The organism is Muricoccus radiodurans (assembly GCF_050154705.1).
Taxonomy (GTDB): domain Bacteria; phylum Pseudomonadota; class Alphaproteobacteria; order Acetobacterales; family Acetobacteraceae; genus Roseomonas; species Roseomonas radiodurans.
The window spans coordinates 163,480-184,806 of record NZ_CP189562.1; the positions used below are offsets into that span (position 1 = coordinate 163,480).

At 69.8% G+C, this 21,327-nt stretch carries 20 protein-coding genes and 1 pseudogene; 9 read left to right on the forward strand and 12 right to left on the reverse strand.

Going from position 1 to position 21,327, the window contains the following annotated elements; translation table 11 throughout:
* Positions 1–71: 71 nt before the first annotated feature.
* The 7 genes from ACP6CK_RS29250 to ACP6CK_RS29280 are packed head-to-tail and all read right to left on the reverse strand — an operon-like array spanning position 72 to position 8,036.
* A complete protein-coding gene (locus tag ACP6CK_RS29250) occupies positions 72–695 on the reverse strand; it encodes a TetR/AcrR family transcriptional regulator (RefSeq protein WP_426960051.1) in 624 nt (207 codons plus the stop codon).
* Positions 696–748: 53 nt separating this feature from the next.
* Positions 749–1,756 (reverse strand): Bug family tripartite tricarboxylate transporter substrate binding protein, encoded by a 1,008-nt coding sequence (locus ACP6CK_RS29255; RefSeq protein ID WP_426960052.1) that lies wholly within the window; start codon positions 1,754–1,756, stop codon positions 749–751.
* A 33-nt stretch (positions 1,757–1,789) separates the two neighbouring features.
* Complete coding sequence (locus tag ACP6CK_RS29260) at positions 1,790–3,919, reverse strand: acetate--CoA ligase family protein (RefSeq protein WP_426960053.1); 2,130 nt, start codon at positions 3,917–3,919, stop codon at positions 1,790–1,792.
* A 4-nt stretch (positions 3,920–3,923) separates the two neighbouring features.
* The gene (locus ACP6CK_RS29265; protein ID WP_426960054.1) at positions 3,924–4,706 is read right to left on the reverse strand and encodes an enoyl-CoA hydratase/isomerase family protein; all 783 of its coding nucleotides are present in this window, start codon (positions 4,704–4,706) and stop codon (positions 3,924–3,926) included.
* Positions 4,707–4,731: 25 nt separating this feature from the next.
* Entirely contained in the window at positions 4,732–5,865 is a 1,134-nt protein-coding gene (locus ACP6CK_RS29270) for an acyl-CoA dehydrogenase family protein (protein WP_426960055.1), read from the reverse strand.
* Positions 5,866–5,869: 4 nt separating this feature from the next.
* Entirely contained in the window at positions 5,870–7,057 is a 1,188-nt protein-coding gene (locus ACP6CK_RS29275; RefSeq protein WP_426960056.1) for an acyl-CoA dehydrogenase family protein, read from the reverse strand.
* 4 nt (positions 7,058–7,061) lie between these two features.
* Positions 7,062–8,036, reverse strand: coding sequence for a Bug family tripartite tricarboxylate transporter substrate binding protein (locus ACP6CK_RS29280; protein WP_426960057.1), 975 nt, complete (start codon positions 8,034–8,036; stop codon positions 7,062–7,064).
* A 282-nt stretch (positions 8,037–8,318) separates the two neighbouring features.
* Between ACP6CK_RS29280 and ACP6CK_RS29285 the strand changes: the two genes are divergently transcribed.
* Both ACP6CK_RS29285 and ACP6CK_RS29290 read left to right on the forward strand, forming a co-directional pair.
* Positions 8,319–9,368 (forward strand): amidohydrolase family protein, encoded by a 1,050-nt coding sequence (locus ACP6CK_RS29285; RefSeq protein ID WP_426960058.1) that lies wholly within the window; start codon positions 8,319–8,321, stop codon positions 9,366–9,368.
* Positions 9,369–9,405: 37 nt separating this feature from the next.
* On the forward strand, positions 9,406–10,164 hold the full coding sequence (locus ACP6CK_RS29290; RefSeq protein WP_426960059.1) for an SDR family oxidoreductase: 759 nt from the start codon (positions 9,406–9,408) through the stop codon (positions 10,162–10,164).
* A gap of 313 nt (positions 10,165–10,477) precedes the next feature.
* On the opposite strand, the pseudogene ACP6CK_RS29295 reads toward ACP6CK_RS29290, so the two are convergent.
* Both ACP6CK_RS29295 and ACP6CK_RS29300 read right to left on the reverse strand, forming a co-directional pair.
* Positions 10,478–11,343, reverse strand: a pseudogene (locus ACP6CK_RS29295) (IS5 family transposase).
* A gap of 90 nt (positions 11,344–11,433) precedes the next feature.
* Positions 11,434–11,814, reverse strand: a complete 381-nt coding sequence (locus tag ACP6CK_RS29300) for a hypothetical protein (RefSeq protein WP_426960060.1) — start codon at positions 11,812–11,814, stop codon at positions 11,434–11,436.
* A gap of 79 nt (positions 11,815–11,893) precedes the next feature.
* Here ACP6CK_RS29300 and ACP6CK_RS29305 point away from each other — a divergent pair, with 79 nt between their 5' ends.
* Positions 11,894–12,250 (forward strand): amidase family protein, encoded by a 357-nt coding sequence (locus tag ACP6CK_RS29305; RefSeq protein WP_426960186.1) that lies wholly within the window; start codon positions 11,894–11,896, stop codon positions 12,248–12,250.
* Positions 12,247–13,815, forward strand: coding sequence for an ABC transporter substrate-binding protein (locus tag ACP6CK_RS29310; RefSeq protein ID WP_426960061.1), 1,569 nt, complete (start codon positions 12,247–12,249; stop codon positions 13,813–13,815). The genes ACP6CK_RS29305 and ACP6CK_RS29310 overlap by 4 nt, the downstream gene beginning before the upstream one ends.
* 357 nt (positions 13,816–14,172) lie before the next feature.
* Here ACP6CK_RS29310 and ACP6CK_RS29315 read toward each other — a convergent pair whose 3' ends face one another.
* Positions 14,173–14,874, reverse strand: coding sequence for a TetR/AcrR family transcriptional regulator (locus ACP6CK_RS29315; protein WP_426960188.1), 702 nt, complete (start codon positions 14,872–14,874; stop codon positions 14,173–14,175).
* Positions 14,875–14,918: 44 nt separating this feature from the next.
* On the opposite strand from ACP6CK_RS29315, the gene ACP6CK_RS29320 reads away from it, so the two are divergent.
* Genes ACP6CK_RS29320 through ACP6CK_RS29335 form a run of 4 tightly spaced genes read left to right on the forward strand, consistent with a single transcriptional unit; the run spans position 14,919 to position 18,583 of the window.
* Positions 14,919–15,350 (forward strand): VOC family protein, encoded by a 432-nt coding sequence (locus ACP6CK_RS29320; protein ID WP_426960062.1) that lies wholly within the window; start codon positions 14,919–14,921, stop codon positions 15,348–15,350.
* Between the two features lie 13 nt (positions 15,351–15,363).
* Positions 15,364–16,608: an acyl-CoA dehydrogenase family protein gene (locus ACP6CK_RS29325; RefSeq protein WP_426960063.1), complete on the forward strand. Its 1,245-nt coding sequence runs from the start codon at positions 15,364–15,366 to the stop codon at positions 16,606–16,608.
* A 38-nt stretch (positions 16,609–16,646) separates the two neighbouring features.
* Entirely contained in the window at positions 16,647–17,618 is a 972-nt protein-coding gene (locus tag ACP6CK_RS29330; protein WP_426960064.1) for a Bug family tripartite tricarboxylate transporter substrate binding protein, read from the forward strand.
* A gap of 5 nt (positions 17,619–17,623) precedes the next feature.
* A complete protein-coding gene (locus ACP6CK_RS29335) occupies positions 17,624–18,583 on the forward strand; it encodes a Bug family tripartite tricarboxylate transporter substrate binding protein (RefSeq protein ID WP_426960065.1) in 960 nt (319 codons plus the stop codon).
* 82 nt (positions 18,584–18,665) lie between these two features.
* On the opposite strand, the gene ACP6CK_RS29340 is transcribed toward ACP6CK_RS29335, so the two are convergent.
* On the reverse strand, positions 18,666–19,154 hold the full coding sequence (locus ACP6CK_RS29340; RefSeq protein WP_426960066.1) for a flavin reductase family protein: 489 nt from the start codon (positions 19,152–19,154) through the stop codon (positions 18,666–18,668).
* 89 nt (positions 19,155–19,243) lie between these two features.
* On the reverse strand, positions 19,244–19,939 hold the full coding sequence (locus ACP6CK_RS29345) for a GntR family transcriptional regulator (RefSeq protein ID WP_426960067.1): 696 nt from the start codon (positions 19,937–19,939) through the stop codon (positions 19,244–19,246).
* Positions 19,940–19,995: 56 nt separating this feature from the next.
* Here ACP6CK_RS29345 and fahA point away from each other — a divergent pair, with 56 nt between their 5' ends.
* The gene (gene fahA / locus ACP6CK_RS29350; protein ID WP_426960068.1) at positions 19,996–21,303 is read left to right on the forward strand and encodes a fumarylacetoacetase; all 1,308 of its coding nucleotides are present in this window, start codon (positions 19,996–19,998) and stop codon (positions 21,301–21,303) included.
* Positions 21,304–21,327: the final 24 nt, after the last annotated feature.

Below are 21,327 nucleotides of genomic sequence, written 5' to 3' on the forward strand. Positions count from 1 at the left end.
CAACCGACCGTTCGGTCGAGTATGCTGACGAGGGTCGATGCCCGCAAGTCAAGGAACGGACCCCGGTGCGGCTACGATGCCCGGAAGCCCGTCACGATCATCTCGTAGAACTCCTCCGCGATTTCGGTCGCGGAGCGGGGCCCAGCCGGGTCGTACCAGCGCGGCAGCCAGTTCAGCGCGCTCAGCACCAGCCGCCCGGCCAGGGCCACGTCCATCGGGCGGATGTCGCCGCGGCTCATCGCGTCCTGAAGGATGCCGCGTAGCAGCGCCTCGTAGCGGTCGCGCCATTCCAGGCGCTGCTTCCGCCGCCGCGCCTCCGGGTCGGTCCAAAAGATCGTGGTCGCCGCGATCCAGGCCCAGCGGTAGCGCTGGAAGAAATCGGCCGTGCCGAGCATGAAGCGCCGCAGCCGCTCTAGTGGTGGGTGTTCGTCACCGATGCGGGCGGCAACATGGGCGTAGACGGCCTTCGTGGTCCCGAGCGCCAGGGGCCGGAAGAGGGCGTCCTTGTCCGGGAAGTAGTGGTAGAGCGTCGCCTTGGAAATCTTGCAGGCCGCCGCGATGTCGCGCATCGAGGTGCCCTCAAAGCCGCGCTCGGCGAAGAGGCGGCAGGCCTCGGACAGGATCTGCAGGGCCTTCTCCTGCTGAGGGTTGAAGGCGTCGTCCTGGTCCAGGATCTCGGCGAGGTTGTTCGTCATGCCGCCCCTCCCTGCATGCTCCGGGCCGGGGGCGCAAGGAAGACGCCGGGGCCTCACTCCGCCCGCAGGTTGATGGAGCGGAGGAGGCGTGCCCAGACCTCGTCCTCGGCCGCCATCATGCGGGCCAGTTCGGTGGGGCCGCCGTGCAAGCGCTCCGCACCATCCGCGAGGAAGCGCTCTACCACCGCGGGGTCGTCCAGGCATGCTTCCAGCGCGGCGGCCAGCCGCTCGACGACCGGCATCGGCGTCCCGGCTGGCACGACCATGCCGTACCAGGGCGAGATGTTGGCCTGGGGGAACCCAGCCTCGGTGATGGTCGGCACGTCGGGCAGCGACCGGATGCGCTCTGATCCCGAGACGGCCAGCGCTCGGAGCTGCCCGTCCCGGATGAGGGCGATGTAGGGCGAGATCCCGTCGATGGCGTAGGCCAACTCCCCGCGCAGCAGGTCCTGCTGCATCGGCCCGGTGCCGCGATAGGGCACGTCCGCCACGTCGATCCCCGCGGTGAACTTGAACGCCTCCCCCAGCAGGTGGGTGGAGTTGAAGCGGGCGGTGATGCCGTAGCTCAGGGCGCCGGGCCGCGCCTTCGCCGCCGCCACCAGGTCGGACAGCGACCGCGTCGGCATGGTCGCCGGATGCGTATACACGCCCAGCCGCGATCGCAGCACGGGCGCCACCGGCTGGAACTGCTCCACTCGATAGGGAAGCCTAGCATAAAGGTGTGGGTTGACGACGAAGGAGGTCGAGAGGCCGAGCAGCATCGTATGGCCGTCCGGCCGCGCATTCGCGACGTGCTCCGTGGCGAGGATGGTCGAGGCGCCCGGACGGTTGTCCACCACCACAGGCTGCCCCAGCAGGATTTTCAGCCGCTCCGCGATGCTGCGCGCCAGCAGGTCGGGTCCCCCGCCCGCGGCATAGGGCACGACGATCCGTACCGGCCGGTCCGGCCAGGCCTGCGCGCGAGCGCGGCCCGCCGTGGCCAGGGCGCCGGTGGTGGCCAGCAAGACGCGACGGCCCCAGCGCGCGGGGCCTAGCGTGCCCTGCGGATCGTTCTTTGGCACTCTCCTCGTTCCTCCGCTTGCATTTGGCGACGGTCAGCCCGTCGCCGGGTCGGTCACGCACGGCCCTAGGGTGAGCAGCGCGTCCGCTGCCACCGCCCCCTGCCCCTGCGGCAGGACGAGCAGCGGGTTGATCTCGCATTCCAGGACCTCTTCGCCGAGGGACAGAACCGCGGCCGACAGGGCTGCCATTGTCCGGCACGCTGCGGCCAGGTCGGCACGGGGCGCCCCGCGAAAACCGTCCAGCAGCGGGAAGGTCTTCAGCGCCCGCAGCATCGCCTCCGCCGCCGCCTCGTCCACCGGTAGCAGGGCATGCCCCACATCGCCCAGCAGCTCCGTCCAGACCCCGCCCATCCCCGCCGTCATGACGGGACCGAACACCGGATCGCGCCTGACGCCCACCAGCAGCTCCCGCGCGTCGCGGATCTGCGGCTCGATCGTCGCCCCCTCGATCCGGGCGTGAGGAACGGCGCGGGCCGCGCGCGCCATCACGTCCGCGAAGGCTCCCCGCACCGCCGCCGCATCGCCGAGGTTCAGGCACACCCCGCCCACCTCCGTCTTGTGCGGCACGTCGGGGCTGACGAGCTTCAGCACCACGGGATAGCCGATGCCTTCCGCCGCCTTCGCCGCGGCCTCGGCATCCGTGACCACGACATCCTGCACCACGGGAACGCCGAACAGGGCGAGCAGAGCCTTCGCCTCCGTCTCACTCGGGCTCGTGATCCCGCGGGCAGCCAGCGCGTCCAGCATCGCCGCGGCGTCCGGATGCGGGACCGCCGGTGTCGCGCCCGCGGCCGCAGCAGGGCCCTCGCTCCAGGCGACATAGCTGCCGATGGCGCGGACCGCCCGCGTCAAGTCCTCGAAATAGGCGAGACCGAGCGCCTCCACCTCCCGTCGCAGGCCGGATTCGAAGGTGTCCACCACGACGACACGCTTGTCCGTGGCTGCGGCGACCTCCGCGATATAGGGCAGCGTGCGTTCGAGCGACCGCCCGCCGACATAGAGCAGCAGGACGTCCACGCACTCCGCCGCCGCCACCGCCCGGATCACCGCGGCGGCGAAGGTGGCAGTGTTGATAATGTTTGCGGTGACGTCCACCGGGTTGGCCACCATGCCGAAAGCGGGGATGATCGCCTTAAGCTCCGCCTGGACCTCCGCCGGCAGGGTGGGGATCTCCATCCCGCGGACCGAGAGCCCGTCCGACAACAGCGCGCCCGCGGCGCCGGAGACCGAGACGATCCCCACCCGTCGTCCGGGCCGGCGGCGGCCCTGACGGTGCATGGCAGCCAAGTCCACGAGATGGGTCAGGTCTTCCGCTACGGCCACGCCCGCGGCCCGGAAGGCGGCATCATAGGCCGCGCGGTTTCCGGAGAGCGAGGCGGTGTGGGACCGGGCGGCCTCTGCGCCCTTCTCGCTCGTCCCGGACTTGCAGACCGCCAGCAGCTTGTCCCGCGCCCGCAGCGCCCGCGCCGCGGTAACGAAGCCGGGGCCGTCCCGGAGTTCCTCGACATAGCAGATCACCGTGTCGGTGGCCGGATCGTCCACCATGTGCGCGAGATAAGCGGAGAGATCGAGGCAGGCCTCGTTGCCCGTGTTGATCGCGTGGCTCAGCCCCATGTCGCCCCGGCGCAGCAGCCGGTAGATCGCGGACGCGATATTGCCGCTCTGCCCGATGAGGGCGATCGATCCGGATGGCACGTCGGGCGAAAAGGCGCGTGCGAAGGTCGCGAAGACCCCGCCCGTCCAGTTGACTACGCCGAGGCAGTTCGGTCCGGCGACGACCATCCCCGTCTCGGCCGCGAAGCGGACCATCCGCGCCTGCAACGCCACATCGTCCGGCAGGCCCGTCTCGGCGAAGCCGGAGGCGAAGACCACCGCCGCCCGGGCGCCCTTGCGATGCGCCGCTTCGAGCTGGGCCATCGCCTCCCGCGCCGGGGTCGCGAGGATGGCGAGGTCCACCGGTTCCGGGATTGCCTCGATGCCGGGGTAGCAGGGGGTGTCGCCGATCCGGTCGTACTTCGGATTGACCGCGTAGACCGGTCCATACCCGGCCGCCCCGAGAAGCCGGAGCGGAACGCCGCCGATCCGGTCCGGGTCCGCCGAGGCGCCGACCACCGCGATGGAGCGCGGTTGCAGCAGCGGTACGAGGTCGGGATGGCCAACCATGCCGTCAGCGCCCCTGGAACACCGGCTTGCGCTTCTCGGCGAAGGCGCGCATCGCCTCTTTCGCGTCCTCCGTCTTCGCCAGGTGGGCAGTGTTGTTCTGCTCGTAGCGGTAGCCCTCCTTGATCGTCATGTGCTCGATCGTGAAGAGGCTGTCCTTCGTGGCCAGCACGGCGACGGGGCTCTTCTCCGCGATCTGGCGGGCCATGTCGCGGGCGAAGGGCATGAGCTCAGCCGCCGGCAGGCAGGCCTCGATGATCCCACGGCGATACGCCTCCTCCGCCGTGACGCGGTATCCGGTCAGTGCCATCCGCCGCACCAGGGAATGGGGAAAGATTCTCATGGCGTGCCGCGCTCCCCCGGCAAGGCCCACATCGATCTCCGGCAGGCCGAACACCCCCTCCTCCGACGCCAGGATGATGTCGCCCATGACGGCGAGGCCGAGACCGGCCCCCAGCGCCGGGCCGTTCACCGCGGTGATCACCGGCTTCTTGCATTCCAGCACGGCGTAGCTCTTCTCCCGCGCCAGTCGGGCGCGGCGCCACTGGTCGCCGGGCCGGGGTTCCTCATGCGTGCCGGCCGCCTTGCGCTTCATGTCTACGCCGGCGGAGAAGGCCTTGCCGGCCCCGGTCAGGATCACGACGCGCACGTCGTCGCGGTCGCTCATCTCGTCGAAGACCGCCGCGATCTCCTCCATCACCTCCGGCGACTGGGCGTTGCGCGGTGGGTTGTCGAGGGTGACGGTGGCGATGAAGTCTTCCACCGCCACCTTAATGAACTCGTAGGACATGTCCTGGAGCGATCCTCTGCTGGCGTCAGCGCGCGGGTTCAGGCGATGGAGCGCGGCCCATGGCGACCAAGCGCTCAAGGTGGTGCTCGGCGTCTCCGAATAGGGCTTCCAGCATCATCAGCCGGCGGAAGTGGTGGCTGACGGCCAGTTCGTCCGTGACGCCGATGCCGCCATGGAGCTGCACTGCCCCTTCCGCGACGGCACGCGCGGCGCGGGAGGCATGCACCTTGGCGATGGCGGCGAGGCGCGGCGCCTCCGGCGCGCCAGCATCGGCAGCGTCGGCGGCGGCCTCCACGACCGCGAGCGTCTCCTCGGCCAGGATATGCATGTCCACCATGCGGTGCTGCAGCACCTGGAACTTCGAGAGGGTGCGGCCGAAGGCGCGGCGCGTGCGCAGGTGCTCGGCCGTCACCTCGACCAACAGGCGCATGGAGCCGGCGGCCTCGAAACCGGCAGCCACGGCGCCGCGGTCCAGCGCCCGCCCGATCGCGGGCGCCGCATCGCTGGTGCTGAGGCGGCGCGCCGGAACCTCCTCTAGCACGAGCTCCGCGATGCGGCGGCCGTCCACGCTGTGGGCAGCGGTCATCGTCAGGCCAGCGGCGGCAGGGTCTACGAGGTAGACGCCGAGGGTGCCGCCCTCCTCGGACGCCGTGACCAGCAGGTGGTCGGCGACCGGGCCGTCCAGCACGAAACCCTTGCGCCCGGTCAGACGGCCGTCCTTCCCGCCGCCCGCGGCGCGGGTGGTGATCGGCCCCCTGGCAAGGCCGAGCTGTGGTTCGCCATGAGCGAGGGCGAGGATGACCCGCCCCTCCACTACCGGCGCAAGGTCCAGCACCGCCCCATCAGGATCGAGCGCCGCGACAAGCGGGGCACAGACGGCGGCCGTGCCAAGGAAGGGCTCCATCATCAGGTGCCGCCCGATCGCCTGGAGCGCGATGCCGAGGTCGCGCAGCGAGCCGCCGGTTCCGCCGCTCGCCTCCGGCAGGCCGAGGCCCAGGAGGCCGAGCCCGGCCATCTCCTCCCAGACCGCGCAGTCGAAGCCCTCCGCCCCGCGCAGCACCGCGGCACGGTGCGCGAAGGGGTAGGCGCGCGCGGCGTAACGCTCGACATTGTCCGCCAGGATGCGGCGGTCCTCGGCGCTGAGGGTCATCCCGTCCATGGCGTCAGAGCCCCAGCGCCGTTTTGGCGATCACGTTCCGTTGGATCTCCGCCGATCCCCCGAAGATGGTGGAGGCCCGCCCGATCAGGTGCTGCCGAAGCAGCCCGCTCGTGCCGGGCGCGTCGCCCGCCAGCGCCAGCACGGTGGCGGGGGCATAGGGCAGGCCGCGCCGCCGCAGCAGGTCGGTGAAGCCCTGCGCGATGGCCTGGGTCAGCTGCGTACTCCGCAGCTTCATGATGTTGGCCTCCACCCCCGGCGCGGCCCCGGCGATCGTGGCCTGGAGCTGCCGCACGCACATCGCCTCCAGCACCTGGAGCGCGATCTCCAGCTCCGCGTAGCGGACGGCGAAGCCCGGGTGCTCGGCGATGGGCCGCCCGGCCTCGCGGACCTCCACGGCCAGGCGGAGAAGCTGCGCCATCATCGCACGAGCGCGGCCGATCGCGCCGATGGTCCCCATCCTCTCGTTGCCGAGAAGGAACTTGGCGTAGGTCCAGCCGCGCCCTTCCTCCCCCACCCGGTTTTCCAGATGCACGCGCACCTCATCGAGAAAGACGTCGTTCACGTCATGGCACCCGTCCAGCGTGACGATGGGGCGCACCGTCACGCCCGGCGAGCGCATGTCGATGAGCAGGAAGGAGATGCCGTCCTGCGGCTTCTCCTCCTTGCTGGTCCGCACGAGGCAGAACATCCAGTCCGCCCACTGCGCGGTGGAGGTCCAGGTCTTCTGCCCGGTGACGCGGTAGTGGTCGCCGTCCCGGACGGCACGGGTGGTCAGGGCCGCAAGGTCCGATCCCGCGCCCGGCTCCGAATAGCCCTGGCACCACCAGCTCCGCGATTCCCGAATGCCGGGCAGGAAGCGGGCGCGCTGCGCGTCGTTGCCATAGGTGTAGATCACTGGGCCGACATAGGTGACGCCGAAGGGCGTGATGCGCGGGGCGCCGAGGCGCGTCGTCTCCTCCAGGAAGATGTAGCGCTGCAACGGCGTCCAGCCGGCGCCGCCGTGCTCCTTCGGCCAGTGGCCGACCAGCCAGCCGCGCGCAGCGAGCGCGCGCTCCCACTCCAGGAAGTCCTCCTTCCCGAGATGCAGGCCTTCCTCTACCTTGCGGCGCGTGATGGGCGAGAGCGCGGACTCGCAGAAGCGGCGAACCTCCTCGCGGAACGCGAGCAGCGCGGCGTCTTCCCAGGCTGGCATCGCGCTAACCCATTCGGAGGTTGAGGGAGCGGATCACATCACCCCAGATCCGCGCATCGCGGCGAACCAGCCCGGCGAGGACCTCTGGTTCCCCGAGCTGCACGGTCACGGCGTCCGCAGCAAGGCGGCGCTGGATGTCCTGATCCTGCATGGCGAGGTTCGCGGCGCGGTTCAGGATGCCGATCACCTCTGCCGGCGTGCCCGCGGGGGCGAAGAGGGCGCTCCAGAAGGTGATCTCGAGCGAGGGCAGCCCCAGCTCCCGGAAGGTCGGCGCGTCGGGCAGCACCTCCACCCGCTGCGCGGAAGAGACGGCGAGCGTGCGGAGGCTGCCTGCGCGGATATGCGCGAGCATGGCGATCGGCGATTCGAAGATGACGTCGAGGTTCCCGGCCAGGATGTCCGTGACCGCCGGCGCCGTGCCCTGATAGGCGACGTCGATCATCTGCACGCCCGTCGCCGCCTCGAACATCTTGCCGAAGAGGTGGGAAGAGCTGCCCTCCCCGTTCGTGCAGTAGCGGAGCTGGCCCTGACGCTCCCGCGCGTAGTGAAGAAACTCGTCCACGGTTCGCACCGGCATCCGATCCCGCACCGTGAGGGTCCAGGGCGCTTCATAGAGCGGCGCGACCGGATCGAAGTCGGTCGGCTGGTACGGACTCCGCTCCCGTAGCGCCGGGTTGATGGCAAGCGTCGTCGTGCCCGCGATGATGAGGGTGTGCCCATCCTTCGGAGCGCGGGCGGTCAGCTCCGCGGCAATGACGGTGTTGCCGCCGGGACGATTCTCGACCACCACAGGTTGGCCAAGGGTGGCGGACATGTGGCGCGCGATCAGCCGTCCGGAGATGTCAGTAATTCCACCCGGCGGGAAGGGGATGATGAGCCGCACGGGCCGGCCGGGCCAGCCCTGGGCCGTCGCCGCATGGGCTAGAGCTCCGGCGCCGAGGAGCGTCGTCGCCCCGAGCAGGACCTCGCGCCGTTGCATGTCATCTCCTCCGTCCATCCCCGGTCTGCGGTGCGTCCGACCAGGATCGCTTGACAAAGATTATTCCCGACCGACCAGTCGGTCTAGTGTCACAGAGGCAAGTTAGGCCGGAATTTCTCCGCACTCGGCAACTAGACAGTCGACCGACCGAGCGGTAGGTTCTTGTCAGCGTCCCGGCCCGAGTGCGACCTCGCGCAGAGACGGCGAGAGAACAGACCTGGGGGGAACGCGGATGCAGCAGGGCACAACACGCTGCCGCGCACAGGATGCGGAATCCACCTCGTGAGCGTCCCGAAGCCGAAGCTGTCCCCGGCCTACGCCCCGGTCCGCCCGGACTGGCTCGACAGCCGGCCCGAGCCAGTCCTCGAACCTGACCTGCCGATCATCGACGCGCACCACCACCTCTGGGACCGCGAGGGCAACCGCTACCTGCTCGACGAGCTGCTGCGGGACACCGGCACCGGCCACCGGGTCGAGGCGACGGTCTACGTGCAGGCCCGCTCCATGCACCGGGAATGCGGCCCGGCGGAATTCCAGCCCGTCGGAGAGGTGGAGTTCGTCAACGGCGTCGCCGCAATGACGGCCAGCGGCATCTACGGGGATATCCGCGCCTGCGCGGGGATCGTCGGCTACACCGACCTCACGCTCGGCGACCGCGTGGAGCCGGCGCTAGAAGCGCTGGTCCGCGCCGCGCCGGACCGCTTCCGCGGAATCCGCACCATGACCGCCTACCACCCCTCGCCCGAGATCGTCTCGGCCATCGTCCGCCCGCCGCCATCGCTGATGATGGAGGCACGCTTTCGGCAGGGCGTGGCGCGGTTGGAGCAGCACGGCCTCAGCCTCGACATCTGGGCCTTTCACACGCAGCTCGACGAGGTGTTGGATCTCGCGCGCGCCTTCCCTGGCATCACGATGGTCCTGGACCATTGCGGCGGTCCGCTCGGCATCGGCCCTTATGCCGGCCGGCGTGCCGAGGTGCTGGCGGAATGGACGACGTCCATCCGCCGGATCGCCGCCTGCCCGAACGTCGTGGTGAAGCTCGGCGGCCTGGCAATGCACGTCAGCGGCTTCGACTTCCACGAACGCCCGCTACCCCCGTCATCGGAGGAACTGGCCGAGGCGTGGCGTCCCTACGTCGAGACCTGCATTGAGGCCTTCGGCGCGCGGCGCTGCATGTTCGAGAGCAACTTTCCTGTGGACAAAGGCATGTGCGGCTACGCCGCCGCCTGGAACGCCTTCAAGCGCCTCGCCGCGTCTGGTAGCGCGGAGGAGAAGGCCGCCCTCTTCGCCGGCACCGCCCGGTCGGTCTACCGGCTTCCAATGGAAGCATAATGCGGCGCGGCGGCAAGGAAGCAGGAGAGAGGACGGGATGAGTGGCGAACGCGTGGCGGTGGTGACCGGGGCGGCGCAAGGCATGGGGCGCGCCATTGGCGCCCGGCTGGCGCGGGACGGATTCCACCCGGTGCTGATTGATGTGCTGGGGCCGAAAGCGGTGGCTGCCGCCACGGAGCTCTCGGCCAGCGGCTATCCAGCCACCGGCCTCGCGCTGGACCTCACCGACGAGGCGGCGGTCGCGGCGCTGCCGGAACGCCTCGGCGGCCTCTACGACCGCGTGGCCGTGCTCGTGAACAACGCCGGCATCTCCCCGAAGCGGGAGGGACGCCGCGTTCCCGCCGGAGATATCGAACTTCCGGAGTGGGAGCGCGTGGTGCGGGTAAACCTGACGGCGCCCTTCCGCCTCTCGCAACTGCTTCTTCCGCCGATGCGCTCGGCGCGTTGGGGACGCATTGTCAATATCTCCTCGCGCGGAGGCCGCTCTCCCGCCGGCGTCGCTGGTGCGCACTACGTTGCCACGAAGTCCGGCCTGCTTGGTCTCACCCGCGCCTTCGCGAAGGAGCTGGCGGCGGACGGGATCACGGTGAACGCTGTAGCGCCGGGCCGAATCGAGACGCCGATGACCGCCGGCTCCCCGCCCGAGGTGATCGCCGCCGCCGTCGCGACCATCCCCGTCGGACGGATCGGCATACCGGACGACATTGCCGCGCTCGTGTCCTACCTCGCGAGCGAGGGGGCGGGCTTCGTGACCGGCGCGACCTTCGACATCAACGGGGGAACCCTGATGATCTGAACATCCTGCCGAACAGACCGGCCCAGGCGTCCCGCGATGTTCGCGGCATGCCTAGTTGTCAGTCCGCCTTCTCTAAAGCCGTCTGGACGTTGCCAGCACCAATCGCATAAGGGCGCAGCACGTAAACAAGGCTCCTTACCTTCGTAAGAGCAAGAGCTGGGTGTGGCACAATCTCGTCGACGGCGTGACGGGTATAAATAAGCGCTGAGCCAGGACCCCGGCTAGCACCCGAGCGACAGCTATGAGGTCGTGAATGAGTAGCGCAAGGATGGGTCGTCGTCGGTGGAGATCGGGACCCGCCCATTTACCACTCTCACGAGCAAGAGCAGCTCTTTGCGGGAACATTCGAGCAGGGGGCCAGTTGAGCGCTGAGGTAAGGCCAAAGTCGTTTGAGCTGACGGAGGCAGACAACGGCGCAGGCGAGGGTAGTGCGGTCAAGGTGGAGGTCAGCACGAAGCTCGTAACGGACCGTCAGACGTCGGAATCGGGCGAGACAGGCGAAGGTGCGCTCGACCACCCACCTGTGGCGGCCGAGGTGGGTTCTGCTCTCGATTCCCCATCGCGCGATGCGCGAGGTGATGCCGCGGGCGCGACGCCTCGGCGGCAACGCCGATGGTCATGCCCTTGTCGGCGTGAAGCTTCGTGGCTCTGCGGCGGGGGCGCCCCGTATATCTGGCCAGCACGCCCGGCACGGCATCGAGCTTGGGTGTGAGCATGCGGCTGTTGTGACGGTTGGCGCCGCTCAACATCAGGCCGAGCGGCGCGCCGTGGGCGTCCGTGAGGAGGTGGCGCTTCGTGCCCGGTTTGCCCCGGTCCGTCGGATTCGGCCCGACCGCCTCGGCCCCGTTTCGTGGCCAGGCTGGCGCTGTCGATCGCCGCTCGGCGCCAGTCCAGGGCACCCGCTTGCTGCGGCACTCGTTGCAGGCCTCGAGACCCCGGCCGCATGCTACTCGCCCAGCTGCCACCGGCAGGTCTTGCCGCAGCAGCCCAACTTGGGCGGCACCTCGTGGCACTGAATGCCCCTGCGCTGCACGAACAGGATGCCAGCCAGCGCTGCTCGGGCCGGGGCACGCGGCCGACCACCTTTTGGATTGGGCCTGTCCCGCTTGGCTTGGGCTCGTCTCGCGGCAGCAGCGGCTCGACCACCGCCCAGGGCGCGTCAGGAACGAGGAGCGCCATCTCTCCTCAACGCGTCAGCCCAGGTTTTGTCCTGAACTTGAGAGGACGACGCCGTAGCCCGCGGCTCTTCGGTCGCGATCCTCCGAGACTTTAGCCGGGTGGCCTCGCCCCGCGCAGCCCGTTCAGCACAAAGGCAGAAAAGATTTCGCCGATCTGCCGGCCGGTGAGAGGCCCGTCCGGCGAGTACCAGCGGGCAATGTGGTTGATCGCACCCATGAAGAAGGCAACGACAAGTTTCGGGTCTCCCGGGACGATCGCCTCTGTTTCCATAGCCGCCTGCACCATGTCCCGCAGCGCCCGGTCGGCCTCGCGCATGCGCCTTCGGATCGGCTCGGCATGCTCGGGCGGCAGGGCCGTCACAGGTTCGGCCAGCACGGCGTAGGAGCCGAGCTCGCTCGTCACGAGGTCGATGTAGTGGACGATGTAGAGCCGCAGCCGCTCCAGCGGGTCCTCGCTGGCGGCGAAGGCCACTTTCCGCGCCTCCGCCCTGCGCCGCGACCCCCGCGGCTTTGCCCCGATCACGGCGCGGCGCTTCGCGGCCGGCGTCGCGATCAGCGCGGCCGACTACCTCGATGCGCTGCGTCTCCGCCGCGAGCTCACGGCCGCACTTGACGGCGTCATGCAGGGGGCGGACCTCCTCCTCACCGCCATCTCGCTGGACGTCGCGCCCGTTGCGGCCGTAGGCGCCGAACCCACCGCCTGGCCGCTGCAGGCCAGCCCCTTCAACGTCACCGGCCACCCCGCGATGAGCGTACCAGCCGGCTTCGGCCGGGGCGGGATGCCGCTTGCCGTGCAGATCGTCGGTCGTCCCTTCGACGAGGAGACGGTGCTTCGGGCCGGCCACGTCCTGGAACGCGCCTTTGCCCGCGACGAAACAAAAGAGAAGAACGAGGAGACCTCCGCATGACCACCCGCGTCATCCATGCTGCCGTGCTGGCAACAGCCCTGCTCTGCGCGCCGGCCAGGGCTCAGGAGCCTAGAAGCGTCCTGCGGGTCGTCCCGCAGGCCGACGTGGCCGTGACCGACCCCGTCTTCGGCACGGCCTGGATCTCGACCATTCACGGCACGATGGTCTGGGAATCCCTCTTCGCCTGGGATTCGAATATGCAGCCCCGGCCGCAAATGGTCTCGGACTGGGGCGTGTCGGAGGACGGGCTGCGCTGGCACTTCACCCTTCGCGAAGGCCTGCACTTCCACGACGGCTCGCCCGTCACGACCGCCGATGTCATCGCCTCCCTCCGCCGCTGGATGACGATCGACGCGACGGCCACCCGCATCGGCGCCGTGACCACGGGGATGACTGCGGTGGACGATCGCCGCTTCGAGTGGACGCTGAGGGAACCCTTCCCGGCGATGGTCTCCATCCTCGCCGCGGCGCCGTCGCGCTTCGCCGCGATCATGCGCGCGGCTGACATCCCGGAACGCGGCCGCCCCGCGACCACCCTCATCGGCTCCGGACCTTTCCGCTTCAATGCCGCCGCACGCGTCAGTGGCGACCGCGTGGTCTACGACCGCAATCCCGACTACGTGCCCCGAGCCGAGCCGCCGGACGGCCTCGCCGGCGGCCGGGTGGTGAGGGTGGATCGCGTGGAGTTCCGCATCCTCCCCGATCCCGCCACTGCCGCCGCGGCCCTTCAGGCCGGCGAGGTGGACTTCATCGAGCGCCCCTCCCTCGACCTCCTCCCCGTCCTGTCGCGCAACCGCGCTATCCGGGTGACGCGCCTCACCGACCTCGCGGGCCAGGCGATGCTGCGCCCCAACACCCTGCACCCACCTTTCAACGACGTCCGAGCCCGGGCGGCGCTGGCCTACATCGTGGACCAGGCGGAGACGTTGGCCGCCGGCTACGGCGACGAGACCTACTGGAGCCGCTGCAACGCCTTCTTCGTCTGCGGATCGCCGAACGGCACCCAGGCCGGGGCCGAAAGCTTCGGCCGCGACCTTGCCCGCGCCCGCCAGCTCCTGGCCGAGGCCGGCTATCGCGGCGAGCGGATCGTCTTCCCGACCACGACCGAGATCCCCTTCTTCGGCCGCATGGCGGAGGTGACGGCCTCGGCGATGCGTCAGGCCGGCATGAACGTCGACCTGCAATGGATGGACTGGCCCAGCGTGATCACCCGTACCTCCAGCCAGGCTTTGCCGGAGCAGGGCGGATGGAACATCTACGTCACCGGTGCACCCGGTCCGCTGATGTGGAGCCCGATGACGAACATCGGCGTGAACACCGCCTGCGACCGAAGCAACTTCGCTGGCTGGCCCTGCGACGAGGCCGCCGAGGTCCTGCGGCGCGCGTACATCAACGCCTCCGACGCCGACCGGCCAGCCTTGCTGGAGCGCCTGCACCGGCGTCTCGCGGAGGTCCATCCGTACCGCCTGCTCGGCCAGTCCTTCACGATGGTCGCCTACCGCACCAGCCTCTCGGGCGTGCTGCCCTCGCCTGTGCCCGTATTCTGGAACATCGAGAAGCGCTGAGGGGATTGACGGATGCTATATCCTTAGCAAGGAGCCAATCGGGCATCAGTCGCATAAGCGCGCAGTACGTCAAATTGGCAGCTGTCGTCTCAACGACGGCCTCATATTACAGCCTGAGACGGGCCGAGGCGTTGAGCCTCATCCGCTGTCCTGTTTCGCGGAGCAGTGAATGGCTTCTCGTGACGCGTGCGCGGCCTCGCGCCTGACGCAGGCGACCCGGTCGGACCTTTCCCGGCTCAGGGGGGCGTTCCGGCATGCCTGAGGATGCCCGGCCTGTTCAGCCACTGCTCGTGCCCGCGACCGGCAAGGAGGTGGCCGAGGTACTCGTCTATGCCGTTCGGGCCCTATTGGTTCTCGTCACCGCTGTCGAAACTGCGGCATTGCCACTCGTGCACCGTCGAGAAGACTGCGAACAGCGATCTCAATGAGAGGCTCGATGGAAGGCAGCGATGGGATCTCGTACACCCATTTGCGGATGCCGTAGTACTGGATCTTCTCGACAACCCCTTTGGCCAATTCCACCTCCACGTCGTGGAGTGGGGCTTCTCCCGGGCTTGGCTCTCCGGCATAGGCGCGCAGATTTGACGCGATCGGGATGTACACCCGCTCCCGCATCAAGCGGAAATAGGTCGTCATATCCCAACCGCGCAGTGCGAAGAACAGCGAAAGCCTGACGCGGTCCCGCTTCAGGTGCACGCGCGCGAAGTCGTTGTGAAAGGCCATAAGCCGCGCGGCCACGTCCAGCCCCGGATCGGTCAGCATCTCCTCCCAGAGCGGATTCCAGTTGGCAAGGAAGGTATCCTCGAAGACGCGCTGGATCAGTGCTTCCTTGCTGGCGAAGTACCTGTAGAGCAGCGGCTGCGCGACGCCCAGGCGCGCGGCCAGCGTCTTCGTGTCGCCGGAAAAGCCGACCTCGGCGAAGAACGCGATGGCCTCATCCAGGAAGTGCCGCTCGCGCTCCTCCTTCTGCAGCCGCTGCCGAGGGGCCGGCTCGGCGGCCGCCCTGGATGGCGCTGCCCTGCCGGCCTTCCTTCGGATGGGTGTTGACGGCGAACGCATCAAGTTATAATCCTATCACCAATGAAGACGGGGGAGCGACGGGCATGCGCATCGGTAAGATCGAACACTACAACATCCGGACCGAGAAGCTGGCCGACACCGTGCGCTTCTACACCGAGGTTCTCGGCTTCCGGAACGGTCCGCGCCCCGGCAACCCGCCCGCCCACACCGGCGCCTGGCTGTTCAACGAGGAGGGCACGCCGGTGGTGCACGTCACGGCGTTTAGCCGCGACGATCCAGAGCGGATGAAGTGGGTTAACGAATACCTCGGCCACCGGGATCTCGACTCCCTGCATGGCAGCGGCTCGATCGATCATGTCGCCTTCTCCGGCCAGGGCTACGACGAGATGGTGGCCCGCTGCCGCGCGCTGGACGTCCCGGCGCGGGAACGTCTGGTGAAGGCGCTGAACCTACGCCAGATCTTCGTCACCGACCCGAACGGCATCTCCATCGAACTGAACTACTACGGCGATTGAGGGACAGCGCAGCATGGACACCCTCCCGCCCCTGGCACGTCCGCCCCGTGCCGCCCCCGTGCCGCGGGGTCCCGACTGTGCCTCGGCGCGGGCGGCTATGCTGGAGGCGGCGCGCGGCATGGCCCCTGCCCTGCGCGCCCGCGCGCCGGAGGCCGAGGCGCTGGGCCGCATTCCCGACGAAACGGTCGCCGATTTCCACGAGGCCGGCTTCTTCCGCATCCTCCAGCCCTACGCGGTGGGCGGGTACGAGTTCTCTCCCTCCATGTATCTTGACCTCTGCGGGGAGATCGCGCGGTCCTGCGCCTCCTCCTCCTGGGTGCTGGCGAACCTCGCGGCCCATCACCTTTTCATGGCGTTGTGGGAGCCGCGCGCGCAGGAGGAGGTCTGGGGGCCGTCTCCGGATACGCTGATCGGCTCCTCCTATATCTTTACCGCCGGCCGGGCGGAGCGCGTGCCGGGCGGCTGGCGCCTGTCAGGACGCTGGCCCTTCTCGTCCGGCATCGATCCCTGCCAGTGGACCGTCGTGGGTGCTTCCTGCCCCACCGGGGAGGGCGAGGCGCGCGAGAACCGTTACTTCCTCCTCCCGCGCGAGGATTACGAGATCCTCGACACCTGGCACGTCGTCGGCCTGCGCGGCACGGGCAGCAAGGATTTGGAAATCCGAGACGCCTTCGTGCCGGACCACCGTACCCTGTCCTTCGCGCAGGCGACCGACGGCAAAGCGCCCGGCCTCGCGCTGCATCGCGGGCCGCTCTACCGGCTGCCGATGCAGGCCACCGGTGGCTTCACGCTGATGGCCACGCTCTACGGCTCGGCGCGCGGTGCCGTGGACGATTACGTCGGCGGCCTCCGGGCCAAGGTCGGCCGCGTCGGCGGCAAGGGGCTGTCGGAACTCACCGCCGTCCAGACCCGCATCGCCGAGGCGGAGGCCCAGCTCGACACGGTGGAGATGATCTCCCGCGCGGCCTGGGAGGGAACGATGCGCTCCCTGCGGGAGAACGGGGGCCTCGACCCCCACTACGCCATGCGCCTGAAACGGGATTCCGCCTGGTGCGCGCGGCTCTGCGTCCAGGCCGTGGACACGGTCTTCGCCGGGGCCGGCGGCGGCGGATTGTTCGAGGGCGGGTCGCTCCAGCGGCACTGGCGGGACGTGCACGCCGGCGCCGCGCAGTTCGGCCTGCAATGGGACGTGTGGGCGCCGGCCTATGGCCGCGTCCGTCTGGGCCTGCCGGGAGGGGTGCCCGGAATCCGGATCTGACGCGCCGCCCGCAACAGGCGGGAGTGGGGAGGAAACACATGAACAGACGATCCGTCATGGCCCTGGCGCTGGCCGCGCCAGCGCTCCTTCGTGCGCGCGGCGCGACGGCGCAGGATGACTACCCGCGCCGCTCGGTCCGCATGATCGTGCCCTTCCCGGCTGGGGGCACCTCGGACGTCATCGTTCGCTACATCGCGGGGCACCTGTCGACGGCTCTGGGCCAGCCCTTCGTGGTCGACAACCGCGTCGGCGCCAACGGCACCATCGGCCTCGCCCAGGGGCTTCGGGCGGCACCGGATGGCCATACGCTGATCCAGGTCTCGAACACGAACACGGTCGCGGCCGTCCACATGGTCCGCAACCTGCCCTTCGACCCGCTGCGCGACATGGCGGGCATCGGCTCCATCTACCAGATCCCGACCGCGATCATGGCGGGACCGTCCTTCCCGGCGAACACCTTCGCGGAGCTTCTCGTGCTCGTCCGGGAACACCCGGGCCGCTACAACTTCGCTTATTCTCACGCAACGGGGGCCGTCGTGGGGCACAGCCTGTTGCTGGCCGGGGGTCTCGACATGGCGCCCGTGCCCTATCGCTCCGGCCCGCAGATGATGAACGACTTGCTGGGCGGGCAGATCCCGATCGTCGTCACCGATGTTGGCATCGCCCTGCCTCTGATCCAGTCCCGCAGCATCAAGCTCCTCGCCGTCTCCTCGCCCGAGCGGACGGCGGTCCTGCCCGACGTGCCGACGCTGAAGGAATCCCTGCCCACCCCCATTGAGTTCGTCGGCTGGGGCGGCTTCGTGGCGCCGCTGGCGACGCCGCGGCCGATCGTCGCGCGGCTGAACGCGGAGATGAACCGCATCCTCGCGACCTCGGAGGCCGACGCCTTCCTGCGCAACCTCGGCGCCGAGCGGATGACGGGCACGGCGGAGGGCTTCGATGCCTTCATCCGGCGCGAGGCCCAGCCCTGGGCCGAGGGGTTGCGCGCGGCCCGGATCGAGCCGGAGTGATGACCTTGCACAGACGCACGGCTCTGGTGTTGAGCCTCGCGGCCCCGTCCGTGGTGCGGGCGCAGGGCGCCGGCTATCCCAACCGCCCGGTGCGCATGATCGTGCCCTTCGCCGCGGGCACGACGGCCGACGCCATCCTGCGCATGGTCGCCGCTCCGCTGGGCGCCGCGCTCGGCCAGCCCTTCATCATCGAGAACCGGGGCGGGGCGAACGGCACGGTGGGCCTGTCCCAGGCGCTGCGTGCGCCGCCGGACGGCTACGTGCTGGGCCAGGGCACCAACAGCAACACCGCGGCCGCGCTCTACCTCATGCGCAACCTGCCCTATGACCCGCTGCGGGACCTGGCCATCGTCGGCGGGCTCTACGTCGTCCCGACCGTGCTGATCGTCGCGCCGAGCTTCCCGGCGGACGACGTCGCCGGCTTCCTGACGACCGTGCGCGCTGCGCCCGGTCGCTACGCCTATGGCCACCCGCACGCGACGGGCGCGGCTGCTGGTGCGAGCGTCTCGGCCGTCGCCGGCCTCGACATGACCTCCGTCTCTTACGCCTCCGGGCCGCAGATGCTGAACGACCTGCTGGGCGGCCAGCTTCAGGTCGTCTTCACCGACATCTCCAGCACCCTGCCGCTGCTGCGCGCCGGACGGGTGAAGGTGCTCGCCATCTCCTCCGCCGCCCGGTCGCCCGTCCTGCCGGACGTGCCGACCTTGCGGGAGCTGCTGCCGCGGCCGGTAGAGTTTGTGGGGTGGGGTGGCATGGTGGCGCCGGCCGGCACACCGCGGCCGGTCCTGCTGCGCCTCAACGAGGAGGTGAACCGCATCCTGGCAACGCCCGAGCTCGCCGCCTTCCTGCGGGGCATCGGCGCGGAGAGCCTGGCCGGCCCGCCCCAGGCCTTCGAGGGCCTCATGCGCCAGCAGATCCCGCTCTGGGCCGAGGCGCTGCGCGCTGCCCGTGTCGAGCCGGAGTGAGACGGTTCACGCAGGGCTGCGGACGATCGGCCTGGCACCGGGCCGACAGGAAAGCGGCCGTGGAGATGCCTGCCCCGCCGCTCTAGGCGGCCCGGTCGAGGTACTGCCCTCGCAGGAAGATCAGGGGGGCTCGCTCGTCGTGTCGGAACCGCTCCACCCGGCCGGTGAACAGCAGGTGATCGCCCCCCTCAGCCTGGGCGGTGTTGGCGCACTCGAACACGGCGGCGCAGCCGTCCAGCAACGGCGCGCCGCCGAGACCTGATGACCAGACCACGCCGTCGAACTTGTCGGGCATCGGCGTGGCGAAACGGGCGCAGAGGTCGCGCTGGTCGTCGGCCAGGACATGGATCGCGAAATGGGTCGCGCGCTGGAAGCGCGCCAGGCTGGGAGAGCGCGAGAGCAGGCTCCAGATCACGAGCGGTGGGTCGAGCGAGAGGGATGCGAAGGAGTTGATCGTGAGGCCGCAGGGCGCACCGCGCCCCGCGGCGGTGACGATCGCGACGCCCGTGGCGAAGCAGCCGAGGGCGCGGCGCAGGGCGCGCGGGTCGGCGGCGTGCGGGGGTTCGGTCATCGCGGCATCCTCCGCGCCGATCGGGGACGGCGCGGGGTACAGGCTGCCGGCCTGAGCAGAAAGGGTCAAGATAATTTATATTATTATCACTAGCTCGGCGCTGGTGCGTCGGGTGGCGCTTCTCCCAGCAGATCCAGGACATGCTCGGCGGTGGTGCCGATGTGGTGTCGAAGCTCCTCCATCGTCGCAGGTCGTCGCGCCAAGGTGCCGTCCGCCAGGGCCTCATGCACCCGCAGCGCCAGCGCCCAGTTCGGCGCCGCGCTGCCCATCAGCCGGCGATACCGGGTCTTCTGTACGTAGAGATCGTCGCAGAACCGGAGAAGCGAGGGCAGCGGACACGCCCCGATGAGAGCACGGTGAAAGCGATGATGCCGGCTCTCATAACGGTCCAGCCATTCCGTACTGCCGGGTTCGTGCTGCTCGATGGCGTGGCGCAGCAGGGAGAGGGAGGCGACGATCTCCTCTTCCCAAGCCGGGCCGCCCTCGGCCATGGCGAGGCGGAGCGCCTCCGGCTCCACGAACTGCCGGGACCGGGTGATGTCCAGCAGGTGCGCGCGGGTGACGGGCGGCACGGAGAAGCCGCGCTGCCCTTCCAGCACCACCAACCCTTCCGCGACCAGCCGGTTCAGGGCCTCCCGCAGTGGCGTGGCGCCCAGGCCGTAATGCGCGACGAGGTCCCTCAGACGTAGTCGGGCGGCAGGGGGCAGGTCGCCGACGACGATGTCGCGCCGCAGCCGCTGGGCGGCCGCCTCGGCCAGGGTGGCAGCGTCAAGATATTCGATCATCGGGAAAAATTATATTCCTACTTGGCCATTCGGACCACCCATCGTAGCCTTGGTGCATGGAAACGCCCGACAAGACACATGACCCCGGCCTGCGCTCCTGGGTGCCCTCGGCCCATGACGGCGCCACCGATTTCCCGATTCAGAACCTGCCTCTCGGCATCTTCTCCTCGGGTGGCCGGGCCCCGAGGGGCGGGGTCGCGATCGGCGACCAGATCCTCGATCTCCGCGCCGCAATTGAGGCCGGCCACCTGCGCGGGGAAGCGGCCGAGGCCGCGACCGGCCCCACTCTGAATCCTCTTATGGCCATGGGGCGCCCTGCGTCCGCCGCCCTCCGGGCCGACCTGTCCGCCCTCTTGCAGGACGGCTCGCCGGCCGCAAACGGGGGCGAGCGTCTGCTCGTGCCCATAGCCTCAGCGACTATGCACCTGCCCGCGGCGGTCGGGAACTTCACGGACTTCATGGTTTCCTACGACCACTGCCACCGGCTGGGCGTGCGGCGAAACCCGGCGGCGCCGCTGCCGCCCGCCTTCTGGCACCTTCCCGTCGCCTATCATTCCCGCGCCAGCACGGTCCGCGTGAGCGGGGAGGCCGTGCGCCGCCCCAACGGGCAGTGGGCGCGGGAGGATGGCGAGGTCCGCTTCGGCCCGTCCGAGGCGCTGGACTACGAGCTCGAGATGGCGATCTGGATCGCCGGGGAGAACCCCGTCGGCACGCCCGTGCCCATGTCCGCCGCGCCGGGACGCATCTTCGGCTACGGGCTGCTGAACGACTGGTCCGCCCGCGACATCCAGCGCTGGGAGATGCCGCCGCTCGGCCCCTTCCTGGCGAAGAGCCTGTCCACCACCGTGTCCCCCTGGATCGTCACCGCCGACGCGCTGACCCCCTTCATGGCGCCGGCCCGTGCCCGGGCAGAGGGGGAGCCGGCATTGCTGCCCCATTTGGACTCGGCTGAGAATCGGGCGCGGGGCGGGCTGTCCGTCGCGATGGAGGTCGCCCTGCTGACGCCACGCATGCGCGCGGCCGACATCGCGCCGCAGCGGATCACGGCCACTGACTTCGCGACCATGTGCTGGACGCCAGCGCAGATGGTGACGCACCACGCCTCCAACGGCTGCTCCCTGCTGCCCGGCGACCTGCTGGGAAGCGGCACCTGCTCGGGGCCGGCGGACGGCGCGGAAGCTTGCATCGCCGAGTTGCTGCTGCGCGGCCCCATCCAGCTCCCCTCGGGCGAGACGCGCCGCTTCCTGGAGGACGGGGACGAGGTGATCTTCACCGCCCGCGCGCGGGCGCCGGGTGCCGTCCCGATCGGCTTCGGGGAGTGCCGCGCCGTCGTGCAGCCGGCGCTCCCCTGGCCGACCGCGTGACGCGCGCCTCGCAAGGAGACGGGA